The organism is Marinithermus hydrothermalis DSM 14884 (assembly GCF_000195335.1).
GTDB classification, from domain to species: Bacteria; Deinococcota; Deinococci; order Deinococcales; family Marinithermaceae; genus Marinithermus; species Marinithermus hydrothermalis.
This window is the reverse complement of record NC_015387.1, coordinates 553,194-569,303: the sequence shown is the minus strand read 5'-3', so window position 1 is coordinate 569,303 and position 16,110 is coordinate 553,194. Positions and strand designations below refer to the sequence as shown.

The 16,110-nt window shown below is 68.0% G+C and carries 18 protein-coding genes and 1 pseudogene; 6 read left to right on the top strand and 13 right to left on the bottom strand.

Annotated features, from left to right (window positions below; genetic code table 11):
* Position 1 precedes the first annotated feature (1 nt).
* From pstA to MARKY_RS03010, 6 genes are all read right to left on the bottom strand, one after another.
* A complete protein-coding gene (pstA, locus tag MARKY_RS03035; RefSeq protein ID WP_013703397.1) occupies positions 2–1,225 on the bottom strand; it encodes a phosphate ABC transporter permease PstA in 1,224 nt (407 codons plus the stop codon).
* Positions 1,222–2,154: a phosphate ABC transporter permease subunit PstC gene (gene pstC, locus MARKY_RS03030; RefSeq protein ID WP_013703396.1), complete on the bottom strand. Its 933-nt coding sequence runs from the start codon at positions 2,152–2,154 to the stop codon at positions 1,222–1,224. The genes pstA and pstC overlap by 4 nt, the downstream gene beginning before the upstream one ends.
* A gap of 82 nt (positions 2,155–2,236) precedes the next feature.
* Complete coding sequence (locus tag MARKY_RS03025) at positions 2,237–3,196, bottom strand: PstS family phosphate ABC transporter substrate-binding protein (protein WP_013703395.1); 960 nt, start codon at positions 3,194–3,196, stop codon at positions 2,237–2,239.
* Between the two features lie 48 nt (positions 3,197–3,244).
* On the bottom strand, positions 3,245–3,916 hold the full coding sequence (gene phoU / locus MARKY_RS03020) for a phosphate signaling complex protein PhoU (RefSeq protein WP_013703394.1): 672 nt from the start codon (positions 3,914–3,916) through the stop codon (positions 3,245–3,247).
* A 16-nt stretch (positions 3,917–3,932) separates the two neighbouring features.
* Positions 3,933–4,853: a sensor histidine kinase gene (locus tag MARKY_RS03015; protein ID WP_013703393.1), complete on the bottom strand. Its 921-nt coding sequence runs from the start codon at positions 4,851–4,853 to the stop codon at positions 3,933–3,935.
* A 7-nt stretch (positions 4,854–4,860) separates the two neighbouring features.
* A complete protein-coding gene (locus MARKY_RS03010) occupies positions 4,861–5,535 on the bottom strand; it encodes a response regulator transcription factor (protein WP_013703392.1) in 675 nt (224 codons plus the stop codon).
* A gap of 61 nt (positions 5,536–5,596) precedes the next feature.
* On the opposite strand from MARKY_RS03010, the gene MARKY_RS03005 reads away from it, so the two are divergent.
* The 3 genes from MARKY_RS03005 (at position 5,597) to MARKY_RS02995 (ending at position 8,298) form a co-directional block, all read left to right on the top strand.
* A complete protein-coding gene (locus tag MARKY_RS03005) occupies positions 5,597–6,940 on the top strand; it encodes an MBL fold metallo-hydrolase (protein ID WP_013703391.1) in 1,344 nt (447 codons plus the stop codon).
* 87 nt (positions 6,941–7,027) lie between these two features.
* A complete protein-coding gene (locus tag MARKY_RS03000; RefSeq protein ID WP_174490734.1) occupies positions 7,028–7,393 on the top strand; it encodes a hypothetical protein in 366 nt (121 codons plus the stop codon).
* A 38-nt stretch (positions 7,394–7,431) separates the two neighbouring features.
* A complete protein-coding gene (locus MARKY_RS02995) occupies positions 7,432–8,298 on the top strand; it encodes a CBS domain-containing protein (RefSeq protein WP_041657789.1) in 867 nt (288 codons plus the stop codon).
* A gap of 21 nt (positions 8,299–8,319) precedes the next feature.
* Here MARKY_RS02995 and MARKY_RS02990 read toward each other — a convergent pair whose 3' ends face one another.
* From MARKY_RS02990 to MARKY_RS02965, 6 genes are read right to left on the bottom strand one after another with little or no spacing between them, the layout of a single operon-like run.
* Complete coding sequence (locus tag MARKY_RS02990) at positions 8,320–8,721, bottom strand: OsmC family protein (protein ID WP_013703388.1); 402 nt, start codon at positions 8,719–8,721, stop codon at positions 8,320–8,322.
* Between the two features lie 18 nt (positions 8,722–8,739).
* The gene (gene mobA, locus MARKY_RS02985; protein WP_013703387.1) at positions 8,740–9,306 is read right to left on the bottom strand and encodes a molybdenum cofactor guanylyltransferase; all 567 of its coding nucleotides are present in this window, start codon (positions 9,304–9,306) and stop codon (positions 8,740–8,742) included.
* Between the two features lie 9 nt (positions 9,307–9,315).
* Positions 9,316–10,896: a sensor histidine kinase gene (locus tag MARKY_RS02980; protein WP_013703386.1), complete on the bottom strand. Its 1,581-nt coding sequence runs from the start codon at positions 10,894–10,896 to the stop codon at positions 9,316–9,318.
* Entirely contained in the window at positions 10,889–11,596 is a 708-nt protein-coding gene (locus MARKY_RS02975) for an RNA methyltransferase (protein ID WP_013703385.1), read from the bottom strand. Before MARKY_RS02975 ends, MARKY_RS02980 begins: the two co-directional genes overlap by 8 nt.
* 12 nt (positions 11,597–11,608) lie before the next feature.
* Positions 11,609–11,893: a hypothetical protein gene (locus MARKY_RS02970; RefSeq protein WP_013703384.1), complete on the bottom strand. Its 285-nt coding sequence runs from the start codon at positions 11,891–11,893 to the stop codon at positions 11,609–11,611.
* Positions 11,874–12,149: an FtsB family cell division protein gene (locus MARKY_RS02965; protein WP_013703383.1), complete on the bottom strand. Its 276-nt coding sequence runs from the start codon at positions 12,147–12,149 to the stop codon at positions 11,874–11,876. Before MARKY_RS02965 ends, MARKY_RS02970 begins: the two co-directional genes overlap by 20 nt.
* Positions 12,150–12,256: 107 nt before the next feature.
* Between MARKY_RS02965 and MARKY_RS12050 the strand changes: the two are divergent.
* From MARKY_RS12050 to MARKY_RS02955, 3 genes and pseudogenes are all read left to right on the top strand, one after another.
* Positions 12,257–12,370: pseudogene (locus tag MARKY_RS12050) on the top strand (transcriptional repressor); the annotation flags it as partial.
* A gap of 90 nt (positions 12,371–12,460) precedes the next feature.
* A complete protein-coding gene (locus MARKY_RS02960; protein WP_013703382.1) occupies positions 12,461–13,561 on the top strand; it encodes a transposase in 1,101 nt (366 codons plus the stop codon).
* Positions 13,531–13,893 carry a Fur family transcriptional regulator gene (locus MARKY_RS02955; RefSeq protein ID WP_013703381.1) on the top strand — a complete coding sequence of 121 codons (363 nt, stop codon included), beginning with the start codon at positions 13,531–13,533 and terminating at the stop codon, positions 13,891–13,893. The genes MARKY_RS02960 and MARKY_RS02955 overlap by 31 nt, the downstream gene beginning before the upstream one ends.
* Positions 13,894–13,933: 40 nt before the next feature.
* Here the strand turns inward: MARKY_RS02955 and MARKY_RS02950 are convergent, their stop codons facing one another.
* A complete protein-coding gene (locus MARKY_RS02950) occupies positions 13,934–16,102 on the bottom strand; it encodes a transglycosylase domain-containing protein (protein ID WP_013703380.1) in 2,169 nt (722 codons plus the stop codon).
* Positions 16,103–16,110 lie beyond the last annotated feature (8 nt).

The following is a 16,110-nucleotide window of genomic DNA, read 5'->3' as shown; positions in this document are numbered from 1 at the left end:
CTCACCACTTCCTCCCAAAGCGACGGCGCACGTAGAACGCCGCGCTATACAGCACCGCAAGCACCGCCAACAGCACCAGGATCCCGGCCGACGCCACGTGCGCGAACTCCGGGTCGTTCTCCGTCACCCAGGAGTAGATCTGCACCGGGATCACGGTGTACTCGGAAAGCGGTCCCGACGGCAAAAACGGCACGAACGCCGCAGCCCCCACCAAAAGCAGGGGGGCGGTCTCCCCGATCGCGCGCGCCACGGAGAGGATCACCCCCGTCACGATCCCCGGCACCGCGCTGGGCAGCACCACGCGGCTCACCACCTGCCAGCGCGTCGCCCCCAGGCCGTACGCCGCCTGCCGCAACGAGTTCGGCACCGCCCGGATCGCCTCCCGGGACGCGATCACGATCACCGGCATGATGAGGAGCGACAGGGTCAGGGCCGCCGAAAGCACGCTCGGCCCCAGCCCCCACGCGCGGACGAACAAGCTCAACCCCAGCACGCCGTACACGATGCTCGGCACCCCCGCCAGGTTCCGGAGGTTCACCTCGATCAACCGGGTCCAGCGGTTGTCCGGCGCGTACTCCTCGAGGTAGATCGCCGCCCCTACCCCCACCGGGATCGAGATCAAGGCCGTCAAGGCCATGACCCAAAGGGTCCCCACAAGCGCGGCCCGAATCCCCGCCATGAGCGGCGTGCGCGAGGCGTCCCGGAAGAAGAAGGAAAGGTCCAGCCAGGGGTTCAGCACCAGGTGCTGGCCCGGCTCGAGGCCCGACCGGATCTCCGCCAGCCGCCGCCACCCTTCGAGCAGCGGGTAGTTCGCGACGCGCTTGTCGCGGCTCGTAGTCACGACCCAGCGGAACGGGCCGTCCTCCGTGTACCACATTAACTCCACGCGGTTGCGCGCCTCGAACTTGCGCATCGCCTCCGGGTCGTTCATGAAGGCCTGGATCTCCTCCTCCGTCAAGCCGCGCGCGGCGAGCTCGAGGGCGATCACCTGGCGTTTGGTTAGGGCTTCGGTGAGGGCGAAGGTCTGACCGCTCGAGCGCCGCGAAGGCTCGATGACCTGCCAGGAGACCGCGCCGGTGACGACATCGAAGAGGAGAACCGCGATCAGGCCCAGCGCCAGAACGACCGGGAGGAAGGTGAGGGCGCCGAACAGCGCGCCTTTGCGCCGCCGCAGGCGGGCGCGCGCCTGTTCTTCCGGACTGGCCAAGAGGGGTGTGCGGTTCATTCGTACCTCTCCCTAAAGCGCTCCACGACCTTCTGCGAGAGGATGTTCAGGCCCAGCGTCATGAGGAACAGCGTAGCGGCCACCGCATACAGGGCGCGCGAGGCCAAAGAACCCGCGGGCTGGTCGCCGGTCCCAGCCTGCACGATGAAGGAGGTCATGGTGGCGATGGTCTCGCGGGGGTCCAGGGTGAACAAGGGCCGCTGCCCCGCGGCGAGGGTGACGATCATGGTCTCGCCGATCGCGCGGGAGGCCGCGAGGATAAAGGAAGCCACGATGCCGGAAAGGGCGGCCGGTACCACCACCCGCAGGACCACCTCGTGCTTGGTGGCCCCCAGACCGTACGCCGCCTCGCGCAAGGCGCGCGGCACGGCCTGCATGGCGTCGGCGGAAACGCTGGAGACGATCGGAAGCAGCATGAACCCCATCACAAGCCCCGCCGAGAGGGCGTTGAAGAGCTTCAGGCCGGGAATAAACTCCTGCAACAACGGTGTGACGAACAGCAGAGCGAAGTACCCGAAGACCACCGTGGGGATCCCTGCGAGGACCTCGAGGATCGGCATGACCCGCAGCCGGGTCTCGTCCGTGGCGTACTCGGAGAGGTAGATCGCCGCGGCGAGCCCCAGGGGGAGGGCCACGACGAGGCCGATTCCCGTCACGAGCAGGGTACCGGTCACGAGGGGAAGGATCCCGTAGCTCGGGTTCGCGAACAAGGGGGTCCACTCGCGCGCGGTGAAGAACTCCACGAGGGAGACCTCGCGGAAAAACCCGGCCGTTTCGTTCGCCAATAACACGATCACGGCGAGGGTCGTTAGGATCGAAACCGCCGCGAAGGCAAACAGTACCCCGCCGATCAGCTGTTCTTGCCAGCGCCGCCCGGCCTTGCGGCGCAAGGCGTCTAGGTTCGCACGGTTAGGCGTATCGCTTCGCATGCCGCCTCCACACCCAAAAGCCCAGGGCGCCAAGCCCTGGGCCCTACTCTACCGTTGCGTATGTCAGGTGAGTGTCAAGACGTTACTCGCCGCGCAGGATCTCGAGCACCCCCTTGCCCAGCTCGGCCTGGTTGAACAGGCTGCCCGTTACGCGCTGCTCGAACCGCTCCAGCGCCAGCTCGTACGCCTCGTCGGGAAGCGGGACGTACCCGGTGTCCGCGATGAACTCCCGAGCGTCCTCGGAGAGGTAGAAGCGCACGAACTCCACGAGGAGGGGGTTGTGCCCCAGAGCGTCCTTGCGCACGTAGATGAAGAGCGGGCGGGAGAGCGGCGCGTAGGTGCCGTTGTTGATGGTCTCCTCGGTGGGCGCCACGCACCCCTGACCGTTATCGATGGCTATGGCGTTCAAGCGGTCCGCCTCCTCCACGTAGTAGGCGTACCCGAAGAAGCCCATCGCGTACGGGCTGCCCTCCACCCCAGCGACAAGGACGTTATCGTCCTCGGAGGGGAAGTAATCGGTGCGGATCGCGCCGGTCTCCCCCACCACGGCCTCGGTGAAGTAATCGAAGGTCCCCGAGTCCGTACCCGGACCGTAAAGCACGATCTCCTCCTTGGGCCACTCGGGGCGCACGTCGCTCCAGTACCGCACCGTGGAGTTCGGCTCCCAGATCCTGCGCAGCTCCTCCACGCTCAAGCACTCGGCGAAGGTGTTCTCCCGGTTCACCACCACGGTCACCCCGTCAAAGGCCACCGGAATCTCGATGAACTCCACGCCGTTCTCGCGGCACATCTCGATCTCGCTCTGCTTGATCGGACGGCTCGCGTCGTTGATGTCCGTCTCCCCGGCGCAGAACTTCTTGAACCCCCCGCCGGTCCCGGAAAAGGCCACCGTTACTCGGGCCTTGGGGTTCTCGATGGCGAACTCCTCCGCGATCGCCAGGGTGATGGGGTAGACCGTCGAGGAACCGTCCACCCGGATATCCCCCTGGGCCAGCGCCCCGCTCATCAGCACCAACGCTACGGGAATCGCTAGGTTCCGCATCTCCATTACCTCCCACGCTGAAGCTAACGCCCGCGTGTCAAGCGCATGTCAGCCGCGCGCGTCCTCCGGGTGCTTCTCCATACGGCCGGTCAGCCAGAACAAAACCCGCTCCGCCACGTTCTCCAAATGGTCCCCGAGCCGCTCGTAGCTGCGGGCCACGCGCATCAACGTCAGGGCCTTCGAGATGGTGCGGGGGTCCTCCATCATGTAGGTAAGCAGCTCGCGGGTGATCTGCTCAAACAGGTCGTCCACCTCATCATCCAGCCGCAGTACGGTCTGCGCCGCCGCCCCATCCGCCTCCGCGAAGGCCTTCGCCAGCGCGTCCAGCATCTGGTCCAGCCGCTTCGCCATCTCCGGCAGCAGCACGTACCGCTTCAGCGGCGCCTCCCTCGCGAGCAGCATCGCGTCCTCCGCCACGTGCGCCGCGTAATCCCCCACGCGCTCGAGGTCCGTGAGGGCCTTCAACACCGTGGCGATGAAGCGCAGGTCCGTGGCCACCGGCTGGTGCCGCGCGATGGCGGTGAGGGCCTCGTTCTCGATTCTCAGCTCGAGGGCGTCCACCTCCCGATCGTTCTCCACCACCCGCTGGGCCTTGGCCACGTCGGCCTCCACCAACGCCTCGGTGGCCTCCCGCAGCATCTCCCGCACCATGCTGATCATCCGCAGGGTCTCTTCCGTGATCCGGTTCAGATCGCGTTCCAGTGCTTCACGTGCACGCATCAGTTCCTCCTTCTCCCTAGCCTACCCGCTCCGGGGGAAAGGTCACCCCGAAGGCGTTGCCTTCAGCCCAGGCACGGCCGTAGGCCTCCCCACCCCACCCGCGCGCGACGCGGCGCACCAAGGCGAGCCCCAAACCGCTGCCGCGCACGCTCGCCGCGTGCACCCCCCGGCGCCCCGGTTGAAACAACCCCTTGTACTCCTCGAGCGGCGCCCCGTAATCCCGCACCTCGAGGCGCAACCCGCCCTCGTAGGGTTCGCTCACCACGAGGACCTCCCCGGGCGGTCCGTACTTCAAGGCGTTCTCCACCAGGTTGAGCAGCACCTGGTACACCGCGTCCGGATCAGCCCGCACGCGGTGTGGGGCGTCCCAAACGAGCCGCGCGCCGCGCGCCTTGAGCATCCCGGAAAGGAAGCGCTCCAGCCTCGGCTTGAGCTCGGCGAGCGGGAAGCAAGGCTCCCTCTGAGGCGCCATAAAATCCACCCCCTCCACCAGCCGCGCGAGCCGGTCCACCTCGGCCCGTAGAAGCCGCCGCACCTCGGCCGCCTCCTCCGCGGAAAGCCCGCCCTCCAGGGCCTCGAGGAGGGCGGCCATCCCCGCGACGGGGGTGCGGAACTCGTGGGCGAGCGCGTGCCGGGCGGCCTCGAGGTCCTCAAGCCTCCGGTGCACCTCCGTCACGTCCCAAAGCAGGAGCACCCCCGGCACCGCGCGCACCTCGAGGACCCGGCCGCGCACCTCGAGGGTGCCTTCCCCGCCCTCGAGGGCCAGGGCCTCCAGCCGGTGATCCCGCAACGCGACGATCAAGGGCCGGCCCGCGACCCGCTCCCGCCGAATCCCAAGGATGCGCTCCGCGCTGGGGTTCACGTAGGTCACCGCGCCCTGCTCGTGGAGCAACACCCCCTCCCGCGCGGCCTCCAAAGCGGCTTGGTACGGGTGCACCGCGCGCCTAGCCTCCTTCCTTGAAGCGGTACCCTTTGCCCCGGACCGTTTCGATGAAGCGCGGTGCGTTCGGCGCGTCCCCTAGCTTCTCGCGCAGTTGCGCCACGTGCTGGTCCACGGTGCGGGCGGTCCCGAAGAAGTCCGGTCCCCACACCTGCTCCAGCAACTCCTCACGGGTAAAGACCCGGCCCGCGTGGCGTGCGAGGTGCGCGAGCAGGTCGAACTCCCTCCGGGTCAGTTCGACGGGCCGCCCCTCCACGCGCACCTCCATGCGCTCCAGGTCCAGCACCAGCCCCGGCCGTTCCACCACCCGCCGCCGCCCCGCGCGGCGCAAGAGGGCCTTGAGGCGCGCGACGAGTTCCGGAAGCGAGCAGGGCTTCACCAGGTAATCGTCCGCCCCGCGCGTCAGCCCCTCCACCCGGTCGGCCTCCGCGGCGCGCGCGGTGAGCATCAGAACCGGAAGCCCCTCGAACCGCGGCGTGCGGCGCAGGCGCTCGAGGAACCGGATCCCCGGCTCGTCCGGAAGCATCCAGTCCAGCACCACCACGTCGCACCCTTCGAGCTGAGCCCACCCCTCGGCAGCGGTGGCGGCCTCGAGGACCGTGAACCCGGCCTGCCTTAACCCCAGCCGAAGGCCGACGCGGACGCTTTCCTCGTCTTCCACCAGGAGGACCCGTGCCATCCCCTTTCAGTCTAGGGAAGAAACGGCCAAGGAAAGGTCATGCGAGGAGTAAAGTAAAAGCATGCGCTTATACCCATGCGGAGCCGCCGGTACGGTCACCGGAAGTGCCCACCTCGTCGAGCACCAGGGGTACCGGCTGCTGCTGGATTGCGGCTTGTACCAAGGAGCGGATGAGGAGAAGAACACGGAGCCCTTCCCCTTCGCTCCCCGGGAGGTGGACGCGGTCGTCCTGAGCCACGCGCACCTCGACCACGTGGGCCGCCTGCCCCTTTTGGTGCGTCAGGGGTACGCGGGGCGGGTGTACGCGACCCCGCCCACCCTGCGGCTCGTGCCCCTCATCCTGGAGGACGCCCTCGGCGTCATGACGCACGAGCACGAACGCGCCCTGCGCAAGGGCCTCGAGCCCCCGCCCCTCCTCTGGACGGAAGCGGACCTGCAAGAGGCGGTGGGGCGGCTCGAGCCCCTCCCCTACTACACCCCCCGCGCGTTCGGGCCGTTCACGGTGACGCTCCGGAACGCGGGGCATATTGCGGGCAGCGCTTTCGTCGAGGTGGTCGCGGACGGGAAGCGGCTGGTGTTCAGCGGGGACCTGGGGAACCGCCGCAAGGAGCTCTTGCCGGACCCGGACTACCCGCCGCGCGCGGACCTGGTCCTTTCGGAGGGCACCTACGGCGACCGCGCCCACCGGCCGTTCCAGTCCACGCTCGAGGAGTTCGCCGAGATCCTCACCAAAACCCTCGCTGCGGGCGGGAAGGTGCTCATCCCCTCGTTCGCCATGGAACGCGCGCAGGAGCTGTTGTTTCACATCCGCGAGCTCGAGCAGGAGGGCCGGATCCCCGAGGTGCCGGTCTTCGTGGACTCCCCCCTCACCACCCGCATCACCGAGGTCTACACCGCGCTTGTGGACACGTTCAGCCCCGAGGTGCAGGCCCTGTACCGCCAGGGGGTGGACCCGTTCCGCCCAAGGCAGCTCGAGCACGTGCGGAGCGTGGAGGAGTCCAAGGCTTTGAACGACCTCGCGGGCTCCGCGGTGATCATCGCGGGGAGCGGGATGCTCTCAGGCGGCCGAATCCTGCACCACCTGCGTCACCACCTGCCGGACCCCAAAAGCGCCTTGGTGATCGTGGGGTACCAGCCCCGGGGCGGGCTCGGCGCGCGGATCCTCGAGCGGCCCGCCGCGGTTCGCATCTATGGGCACGAGGTGCCCGTGCGGGCCTCGGTGCACACCCTGGGCGGGTTCTCCGGGCACGCGGGGCAGGACGAGCTGCTGGACTGGCTCGCCGAGGAGCCCCGGGTGCTCTTGGTTCACGGGGAGCTCGAGAAGCTGCACGCCCTGGGGAAGCGCCTCCACGCGCGGGGGCAGGCGGTGCGGGTGGCGCAGTACGGCGTGCCGGTCGAGGTGTGAGGGCGCCGCCCCCAAAACGCGGGCGCGCCACACCTTACCTCAACTATAGAACCAGTGCCCACATCCAATATCCCGTATAGTCAAGGTATGCGCCAATCCTCTATGTTCAACGGCGAACGCAGCCTGCGCGTACGCGCGCGAGCCCAGCGCTTTGAAATCCCGCCCATACGGGACGCCCTGTTGATCGGCCGCTTAGCCCCCATCGGCCCGGAGGCGGCCCGCCGCATGGCCGAGGCCATCGCTCCAGGGCAGTACACCCTGCTGCGGGTCGAGGGCGACGCGGAGCCTGTCGAAGCCATCCTGGTGCGCAAGGCGCATCTGCGGTTTCTGGACGGGAAACACCTCGCGCGTATCCTGCTCGAGGAGTTTGCCCAATTCATCAGTCCGGAGGACGTGCTTCGGGTGGATATCGAGTTGGAGATTCTCCTGGACCGCACCCTCTCCTTCTCGTAGTATCCGGGAAGGGCTTCACCTCGGATAAAATGGGCGCGATGCAGCGTGTGGCGGATCTCATGACTCCTGACCCGATCGTGATCGAAGCGCACCGGAGCGTGAGCGAAGCCGCAGCCCTTATGGAGGAGCAGGGCATCGGCGGCCTGCCCGTGGTCGAAGGCGAACGGCTCGTCGGTATCCTGACCTCCCGAGACACCCGCCGCGCACACCCTAACCGTCTGGTAGTGGACGCAATGAGCGCGAACCCCATCACGATCACACCCGAGGAGAGCATCCTTACCGCTTACACGCGCATGCAGGCTGCTGGCGTCGAGCGAATCGTGGTGGTCGAGGCAGCGCGTCCTGTGGGCATCCTCACCATAAAAACGCTGATGCACGCCCTGGGCAGCCAGTACGACCCGCTCACGGGACTGCCGCGCGCGGATCTTCTGCGCTACCGTCTCGAGGAGATCCTCTCCCGCGGCGAGGATCCCACCCTCCTCTTCGCGGACCTCGATGATTTCGGTACTCTGAATAAGCAGTACGGGCACGTGCTCGGGGACCGGGCGCTTAAGGCCGTGGCTAAGGTGCTTCAACACTTTGCCCAAAACCACCAGGGTGAAGCCTTTCGGTACGGAGGGGACGAATTTGCAATCCTCCTGCCGAAACCCCGCCGGGAGGTCATTCCACACCTTGACGCTCTTATCACTGCGGTACGCGCGCTCCAAATCGACGGCCTGCCTCCCTTGGGCATCTCCCTGGGCCTTTCCGGAGGACGGCGTGAGGGAAGAATCCCCGCCAACTCAGCGGCCACCGCTGACGATCTAATCAACCTGGCAAGCCAAGCCTCCACCTTAGCCAAACGCCACCCCCAGGGATGGCGCACCGACCCCGACAAGACGAGCGTAACTGAACGGGAGCCCTAACCCCCAACACGTCCCGCGCACCTAAACCAAACGCACGCTTAGCGCCACCGCGTCCCTGAGGGTGTTCGCCACGATGCAGGCGCGCTCCGAGATCTGCACGAGCTTCTCCATCAAGGCGCGGTCCGCGTGGTCCGCGTGCACCCGCAGCTCGATCGCGGAAAACCGCGGGGGCGCTTCGGCCAGGGTACCCACCACCTCGACGCGTGCGTTCGTAACCGCAGCCTCACGCGCGCGAATCGCGGCGAGCAGGCTGCTCATGAAGCACCCCCTAAGCGCCAGCAGCAAGAGCTCCCCACCCATCGGACCCTGGTCCGCGCCGCCCTTCTCCAGCGGCCGGTCGATCCGCACCGTGTGGGTGCGCACCCGTCCCTCGGAGGTCGCGGGCCCCACCTGTCGTACCTCTACCGTCACGGTTGCTGGCATCCCTGCCTCCCTATACCCTTATACCGCCCCGAGGTCCCCCGGGGTGTTGGCGTTGGTAAACAACCGCGGGCCGAAGCGCGCTTCGAGCACCGCCCACGGCACGAGACGTACCCCCTCACCCTCGAGCAGCCGTCCCAACCGCAGCTGACCGCTACGGAGGCGGCGCTCGACCTCCTCTTTCAAGGAGCGGTGGTACAGGGCTGCGAGGGGCTCGGGAAAGCCTTCGGGCCCCACGCCCGCCACGACCCGCACGCCGCCACGCTGGGCCTCGGTATACAGGTGGTCCCAGTAGGCGCGCGTGAGGTAGGGCAGGTCGCACGCCGCGACGGCAACCCAGTCCCACCGGGCGCGCGCCAGGGCCGCGTGCAACCCCGAGAGGCTGTCCCCCCCAGGGAGGAGGTCCGGCTGCACCGGCACCCCGAACTCCGGGTACGGCCGGTTCGCGACGATGAAGCGCTCCGCGGCGCCCTCGAGGCCCTCCAACACCCAGGCGAGCAGGGGCTTGCCGCGCCAGATGAACCGGGCCTTGTCGGTCCCGAACCGGCGGGACCGTCCCCCCGCGAGCACCGCGCCGCTATACGTCACTTGGCCTCCCTAGTACAAGAGCTTGGCCCGCACGCGCGTGCCCTCACCGGGCGCACTGTGCACCTCGAAGGTACCGCCGCGCGCCAGGACCCGCTCGCGCATCTGGGTAAGGCCGAACCCCCCGAGGCCGCTCGCTTGGGTGGCCTCGGGATCGAACCCCTTCCCGTCGTCCCGAACCTCGAGACACGCGCCTTTCGCGCCCACCGGCTCGAGCCGCACCGTGACCGTGCGGGCCTGGGCGTGCTTGGCGACGTTGTTCAGGGCTTCCTGCAGCACGCGGAACAGGACGAGCTCGGAAGCCTGCGAGAGGTTCACGCGCTCGGGCAGCTCGAGGCGCACCCGGAACCCTGCCTGCTCCGCGAAGGCTTCGGCGTAGCGGCGGAGGGAGTCCAGGAAGCCGTAGCGCTCGAGGTCGATCGGTCTGAGGGCGAAGATGCTGCGCCGCACCTCGCGGATCTGTTGCCGGAGGGTGTCCTTGACGGTCTGGATCTCGGCGAGGGCGGTCTTCGGGTCCCGTTCCAACAGGCGCGTGGCGAGGTCGAGCTTTAGGGCCATGAAGGCGAGGGCCTGGGCGATGCCGTCATGGATCTCGCGGGCGATGCGGTTGCGTTCCTCGTTAATCGCGAGCTCCTCGGCGCGCAGGTACGCCTGCGCGTTGCGCACCGCGAGCGTGACCTGGCCCGCCAGAATGCGCAGGAAGGGAAGCTTCTCCCGCATCTGCTCCTCCGGCCCTTGCAGCACGAGAAGCCCCACGCGGGTTTTCTCCCGCAAAGGAACGGCGAGCCGGCGCGGCGCGACGAAGGTCGCTTCCTCCAGGGCCTCGGCCCACGCCCCCTCGGGCAGGAAGGCCTGGGGCGGCACGTCGATCCCCCGCTGCGCCCAGAGGTGCAGCAACCCCTCCTCATCCAGCAGGTAGACCGCGCCTCCCTCGGCGTCCGCCCAGCGAACGATCTTCTCGAGGAGCCCCTCCAGGAGTTTCTCCAGGTTGGCCTCGGCCCGCAGGGCCTGGTCCACCTCAAACAGGGTCAACAACTCACGCGTGCGGGCTTTGGCCGCCTCGAGCACGCTGTCCACCTCGCCCGCGAGCACCTCGAGGAAGTCCGGGTCCGCCGCGCTCGCTAAAAGCAGCCGCCCCCCCGAGCGGTGCAGCTGGATCTCCTGCGCGGGGGGCGCGGTGAAGCCGGGGGTGGCCCAGCGAAACCCTTCGAGCTCGAGGGCCACCTCCCGGCCTAGGGCTTCCCGGATGGCGGAAGCGACGGACCGCATCGCCTCCTCCAGGTTCTCCGCGAGAAGGGAGCGCCGCATCACCTCGCGCACCGCGTTGATGCGGCGGTTCGCCTCGAGCAAGGCGCGCTCGGTGGTCTCGCGTTTATGCACCTCCTCCGCGATCCAGTCCAGGGTGACCCAGGTGACGAAGGGGCCGATCAGACCGTAGAAGGCGAGCTGGAGCCAGAAAGCCCAGCGCATCTCGGCGTACGGCCAGACCCAAAGCTCGAACAACACCACGACCACTACGATCGCGGGGGGCAAGAGCGCGCGCGCGAGGCGCACGCGCTGGTACAGGCCAGCGTACGGTTCACCCTTAATCACGGCGCCTCCCCATGGCCCACCGGCTTTGCCGCAACAAGCCTCTGAGCATCCGCACCTCCTCCTCGGTCAACAGCGCCTTGTGCGCCATACGGCGGAAGTGCCGCATCACGCTGGGCAGCCGGGGCGGGTCGGTGTACCCGATCTCGATCAGGTACGCCTCGAGGTCGCGGAAGTAGGCCTCGAGGGAAGCCGCGGGGGCCGGATCGGTTTCGGGTAAGGCCCCGGCTTGGCTTTGGAAAAGCTCGTAAGCCACCAGGAGCACAGCCTGCGCGAGGTTCAGGCTCGCGTAGTCCGGCGCGGTGGGGATGTGCAGCACGTAGTGGCACCGGTCGAGCTCCTCGTTGAACAGGCCGAAGTTCTCCCGGCCGAACAAGAGCGCGACCGGCCCGCGCGCCGCGGCGGCCCGGATCAGGCCGGCCGCTGCGCGCGGCGTGGCCGCGAGGCCCGCGTACCGCTCCCGCCGGCGCGCGGTGGTGCCCGCGACGAGCACGCAGTCGGCGATGGCCTCGTCCAGGGTGGGGACGATCCGCGCGCGCTCGAGCACGTCGTGCGCGCGGGAGGAGAGGCGGTACGCCTCGCTCATGTCCCGGATTTCCGGAGCGACGAGCACCAGCTCCTTAAGCCCGAAGTTCTTCATGGCCCGGGCGACCATCCCAACGTTTGCGGCCTCCCGCGGACCAACGAGCACCACACGAATCACACGGTTATCGTACTACGCCCGCATCGGACGCGCTCCGCCGCTCGGGTCCTCCCCGGGCTCCTCCCAGGCGAGCTCGACGAGGTCGATGAGCTCCTCAATGGGGACGCCGTACCGGCGGCTGATCCGCGCGAGTTGCCGACCAATGCGGTGCAGCTGCGCGACGTACGCGCCCTCGGGATGCTCCATCTCCTCCACGAGCCCCACCAACCAGGACAGGAGTTCCCGCGCGTCCTCGTCCGTGAGGCCTTCGGTCAGGCCCTCGTCCTCGAGAAAGCGCTCAATGATCCGGTCGAGCATACAGCACCTCGTCCTTTCTCACGTACCCTAGCCGCCGGGCGAGGGCCTCGCGGTAGGCGGGGTCGGCCGCGTGGGCCAGTTCTTCCTCCAACAGGGATATGCGCGCCGCGATCTCGGCGTTCTCCGCCTCGATGCGCGCGGCTTCCTGGCGGTACGTGTACGCACGGTACGCCTCGAGGACCGTAAGCCCCAGTAGGTGCAGGACGCCGAGAGCGTAGAGCAGGTAAAGGAAGCGGTAAGCGGGACGATCCTTCATGAGACCTCCATGCGCACTTAAATTATACCGATTAAACAGTTAGGAACCCATCGCAAATGGAAGGACTTTAATGTATAATGACGCAAAGGGAAAGGAAGGGGGAGAGTATGGCTAGAACTAAAGATCGGGAAATTTATCGCCAAAGGCTAAAAAACGCTGGATTGCGGCACACCCTTCCCCGGGAACGCATCCTCGCCTACCTGGACCGTAAGAACGTGCACCTCAAAACTTGCACTTATGCACCCTGGGGATACCTATGCGCCAGGACCACTTGAAAGGGGCCGCTGGTTTCCCGTCTGATGACGGGTGCCATGACCCAAGCGGCCCTGTCCCTACTTTGGACCCTCCTGGCCCTTTTGCCAAGCCCCCACCTCCAGGAATCCCTCAAGGCCCTGCTCTTGCTCCTCCTCCACGGCCACGGCAAGGCCAGACCCCAGCACAGCCAGGTCAAGTCCCCCTCCGCCCTCTCTCGCTTCCTCAACCGCTACCCCTGGCCCACCCGCGCTCTCATCCGCCTGGCAAGAAAAGAGGCCGAGAAAGCCCTGGACCGGGCCAGAAAGAAAAAAGGCCCCAAGCCCCGTCTCCTGGTGGTCCTGGACCTAGTCACTCTGGAGAAGCGGGGCCGTTTCCAGGCCCTGCCCCTCTCCTTTTTTCACGGCAAGTGGGGACTCCATCTGGTGGTCCTCTACCTCGTCTACGGAGACCTCCGCATCCCTTGGGCCTACCGCCTCTGGCGGGGCAAGGGGGAGAAGGCCCTCTCCCGCCTGGCCCTAAGCCTCCTGGCCTCTCTGCCCCCCTGGATGCGCCGGGCCTTCCGGATACGGGTGGCCGCGGATGCGGCCTTTGGCACCACCCGGTTCCTTTTCGGGGTGAAGCGGTTGGGTTTTGAAGCGGTGGTGGGGATGCGGCGGGACCGGAGGCTGCGGGAAGGGGGGAGGCTTGGGGACCTCAGGCGGCAGGGGAGCCGGGTCTACCTTTGGGGGCTTTCCTTCCCGGTCTGGGTGGCCTGGTACCGCTACCCCCTGCCCCAAGGGGGCTGGGAGTGGCGGTACGTGGTGGCCACCTTTCCCGCCACGCCCCGGACGGCGCTCACTTGGGGAAAGAGGCGGTTTGCCATAGAGCACTTCTTCCGCGCCGCGAAAAGCGAGTTCTCCCTGGGGCAGTTTGGGCAGCGGACGGCTTTGGGGGTGCACCGTTTTCTGGTGCTTTCCCTTCTGGCCTACCTGTTGGCCCACTGGGTGGGCATGGAGGGGGAAGGAAGCTGGCGGGAGGCCAGGGAGCGGGCGGCGCGGGTTCTCTTGCCTGAGCTCGTGGTGCAGCTCGCCCTGCGGGAGCTCTATGCCCTGGGTCTCTGGCCGCCGGGGGGAGGGGGTGAAGGTTTATGCGGGATATGCGGGAGGTGCAAGTTTTGAGGCACCCCACCCCTGAGGAGCTCTACCACGGGCTCAAGAAAAAGGGGTACTCTATCGGGCTCTCTACCGTATACCTGAACCTCCAGGTGCTGCGCGAGGCCGGCCTGCTATGGGAGTTCAAGGACCAGCAGGGCCACACCCGGTACGACGGCTTCTCCGAACGACACCACCACCTGATCTGCGTCAGCTGCGGCCGGATCCAGGACGTGCTCGCTGAAGAACTCCCCTCCTTCAACGGAGAGGGGATCGCCCGTTCCGTCGAAGAGCAGACCGGCTGGTTCGTAGGCGACCCGCGGATCGAGCTGCGCGGCTTGTGCCCGAACTGCCAGTAAGCGTCCCTAGCGCACCCCCGCCATCCGGCGGGGGTGTGTCCTAGCGGCAACGGTAGCGGTCTACCTCGTCCGGGGGGACCGCCTTCCAGCGAACCGCCTCCGAAGGCACCCCCACCCCCGCGATGCAGTCGCGGTCCGGCTCGAGCCCGACCAGCACGTGCGCACCCACGGGAACCGCGGCTCGTGCAGGCACGCGCTCGGCGCGGAAGAAGACCAGGGTACCCTGGGGGCTCGGCTCTCCAGAGAGCAGGTCGATGCTCACCCCCACAAGCCCCTTAGGCGGCGGGAAGTCCTGGCCGGGCCGGCCCCGCAGGGCCTCCTCCACGAAGTTCTTCCAGATCGGGGGGTTCACTACGGAGGAGGAGGGGGCCCGCCCGTTCAAGACCAGGGGCTTGTTGTCGTCCCGGCCGACCCAGACCACCGCCGAAAGGCCCCGCGTCACCCCGGCGAACCACAGGTCGCGCGCCTCGTTCGAGGTCCCGGTCTTCCCGCCCACCACGCGCCCCGGGATTCGGGCGCGGCGCGCCAAGCCCCCCATAGGGTCGTACACGTACCCCTTCAACATGTCCCACCCCAGGTAGGCCACCACCTCATCCCAGATCCGCTTGCGCGTCGGGGTCATCTGGTAAAGCACCCGACCCTCCGCGTCCTCCACGCGCTCGATCAACTGCGGCTCGACCACGTACCCTCCGTTGATGAAGCTCGCGTACGCCGCCGCGAGCCGGAGAGGCGTGACCTCCACCCCGCCGATCGCTACCGCGAGCCCCGGGTGCTTCGGCACGGTAAACCCCGCCGCGCGCAGCTTCGCAACCACGCGCTCCAACCCGATCGCCTCCGCGGTACGCACCGCCGGCACGTTCAACGAGCGATCCAGGGCGTACCGGATCGTTACGGGCCGATTCAGGAAGGTGCCGTCGAAGTTCTTCGGGCTCCACACCCCGTCCGGCTCGGTCGGGTCCGGGTACTCCACGGGGCTATCCTCGACCGTGGTGGCCTGCGTCCACCCCGCCTCGAGGGCCGTGGCGTACACGAAGGGCTTCACCGCCGAGCCTGGACTGCGCCCGATCCCGTCCCCTAGCTGGGTAGCGCGGTTAAACTCCCCGACCGTTCCGGGCCGGGCCCCCACCATGGCGTACACCCGGCCGTCCTCCGGGTCCAAGCCCACGATCGCGAGCTGCGCTCCGTCCGGCAACCGCCCGGCCTCCACCGCCTCGGCCGCCGCGGCCTCCGCCGCGTTCTGCATCCCGAGGTCCAGCGTGGTGTACACCCTCAGCCCTCCCTGACCGAACACCTTCTGTGGCCCGAAACGCCGCAGGAGCTCCTTGCGCACCTCGAACACGAAGTGCGGCGCGATAGTCGCGGCGAGCTCGGGCATCACGCGGGCGGAAGGGTCCACGAGCCGGGCCTCGAGCAGGTTCCCCTCCGCGTCGTAGCGCGCCTCCCACCCCTTGGGCACCAGAGGCTGCCGCCAGGCGGCCTCGGCCTCCGCCGGCGTGATCCACCCGTCCTCCACCATCTGGTCCAGCAGGCGCCGGATCCGCCGGCGGGCACCCTCGAGGTCCTTGTACCGCTCGTTCGGCGCGGGGATCAGCACCGCGAGGTACGCCCCCTCGGCGAGCGTGAGTTCGGAAGGGTCCTTCCCGAAGTAGGCCTCGGCCGCCGCACGGATCCCCGTGAGGTTCCCCCCCCAGAACACCACGTTCAGGTACATCTCCAGGATCTCTTCCTTGCTGTAGCGGCGCTCGAGCTCGAGGGCCAGGGGGAACTCCTTGAACTTGCGCTCGAGGCTGCGGGTGGTGGCCAATTCGCGCAGCACGGTGTTCTTCACGACCTGCGTGGTGATCGTCGAACCACCCTGGAGGTCCCCGCGCAGGGTGTTGTACAAACCGCCCAGCAGGCGGATCCAATCGATGCCGTAGTGCTGGAAGAAGCGGCGGTCCTCGGAGGCCACCACCGCAGCGACCGCCGCGGGCGAGACCTCGGAGAGCCGCACCAGGGACCGGTTGATCGCCCGGCCGTCTTCCACCGAGGCGAGCGTGGCGATGGGCGTCCCGTCCCGCGCGTACACGGTCGTGGTCGCGGTGAGGCTCAGGTTCTCCAGCGCCTCGAGGCTGGGCAGGTCCTGGCTCCACCGCCACGCGACGTAAAGCGCGGCCGCGCCACCGCCCACCACGCCTGCCGCTACCGCGAGTAGCAGGTAGCGCCACACTCTGCCGG

Excerpts from the sequence above, each read along its gene's own strand:
- pstA (WP_013703397.1), bottom strand. The coding sequence starts at position 1,225 with ATGAACCGCACACCCCTCTTGGCCAGTCCGGAAGAACAGGCGCGCGCC.
- pstC (WP_013703396.1), bottom strand. The coding sequence starts at position 2,154 with ATGCGAAGCGATACGCCTAACCGTGCGAACCTAGACGCCTTGCGCCGC.
- MARKY_RS03025 (WP_013703395.1), bottom strand. The coding sequence starts at position 3,196 with ATGCGGAACCTAGCGATTCCCGTAGCGTTGGTGCTGATGAGCGGGGCG.
- phoU (WP_013703394.1), bottom strand. The coding sequence starts at position 3,916 with ATGCGTGCACGTGAAGCACTGGAACGCGATCTGAACCGGATCACGGAA.
- MARKY_RS03010 (WP_013703392.1), bottom strand. The coding sequence starts at position 5,535 with ATGGCACGGGTCCTCCTGGTGGAAGACGAGGAAAGCGTCCGCGTCGGC.
- MARKY_RS03005 (WP_013703391.1), top strand. The coding sequence starts at position 5,597 with ATGCGCTTATACCCATGCGGAGCCGCCGGTACGGTCACCGGAAGTGCC.
- MARKY_RS03000 (WP_174490734.1), top strand. The coding sequence starts at position 7,028 with ATGCGCCAATCCTCTATGTTCAACGGCGAACGCAGCCTGCGCGTACGC.
- MARKY_RS02995 (WP_041657789.1), top strand. The coding sequence starts at position 7,432 with ATGCAGCGTGTGGCGGATCTCATGACTCCTGACCCGATCGTGATCGAA.
- MARKY_RS02990 (WP_013703388.1), bottom strand. The coding sequence starts at position 8,721 with ATGCCAGCAACCGTGACGGTAGAGGTACGACAGGTGGGGCCCGCGACC.
- MARKY_RS02970 (WP_013703384.1), bottom strand. The coding sequence starts at position 11,893 with ATGCTCGACCGGATCATTGAGCGCTTTCTCGAGGACGAGGGCCTGACC.
- MARKY_RS02965 (WP_013703383.1), bottom strand. The coding sequence starts at position 12,149 with ATGAAGGATCGTCCCGCTTACCGCTTCCTTTACCTGCTCTACGCTCTC.
- MARKY_RS02960 (WP_013703382.1), top strand. The coding sequence starts at position 12,461 with ATGACCCAAGCGGCCCTGTCCCTACTTTGGACCCTCCTGGCCCTTTTG.
- MARKY_RS02955 (WP_013703381.1), top strand. The coding sequence starts at position 13,531 with ATGCGGGATATGCGGGAGGTGCAAGTTTTGAGGCACCCCACCCCTGAG.